Annotated in this window: 4 tRNA genes; all 4 read left to right on the top strand. The window is 50.1% G+C overall.

Features of this window, described 5'->3' with window-relative positions:
* Positions 1–15 precede the first annotated feature (15 nt).
* The 4 genes from ILS93_RS28470 (at position 16) to ILS93_RS28455 (ending at position 425) form a co-directional block, all read left to right on the top strand.
* Positions 16–98 (top strand) — tRNA-Leu (locus tag ILS93_RS28470).
* 98 nt (positions 99–196) lie between these two features.
* Positions 197–273: transfer RNA gene (locus ILS93_RS28465), tRNA-Arg, on the top strand.
* Positions 274–276: 3 nt separating this feature from the next.
* A tRNA-Pro gene (locus ILS93_RS28460) sits at positions 277–353 on the top strand.
* Position 354: 1 nt separating this feature from the next.
* Positions 355–425: transfer RNA gene (locus ILS93_RS28455), tRNA-Gly, on the top strand.
* Positions 426–427: the final 2 nt, after the last annotated feature.

Below are 427 nucleotides of genomic sequence, written 5' to 3'. Positions count from 1 at the left end.
TTTTGTTTTTTCCGCGCGGTCGTGGCGGAACGGCAGACGCGCTAGGTTGAGGGCCTAGTGGGGGAAACCCCGTGGAGGTTCAAGTCCTCTCGGCCGCATCAAAAAATCTTTTTTAAAAAGTACTTGCATTTGAAAATGTAGTATGATAAGATAATTGAGTCGCCAAAATACAACGACGAAAAAACATCATGAATAAGCGCCCGTAGCTCAATTGGATAGAGCGTTTGACTACGGATCAAGAGGTTAGGGGTTCGACTCCTCTCGGGCGCGCCATAACGGGAAGTGGCTCAGCTTGGTAGAGCACCTGGTTTGGGACCAGGGGGTCGCAGGTTCAAATCCTGTCTTCCCGACCACGCGGGTGTAGTTTAGTGGTAAAACAAGAGCCTTCCAAGCTCTGGTCGAGAGTTCGATTCTCTTCACCCGCTTT

The sequence above is a fragment of the Bacillus sp. 16GRE42 genome, assembly GCF_019837435.1.
Taxonomy (GTDB): domain Bacteria; phylum Bacillota; class Bacilli; order Bacillales; family Bacillaceae_G; genus Bacillus_A; species Bacillus_A wiedmannii.
This window is presented reverse-complemented; position numbering and strand designations above follow the sequence as displayed.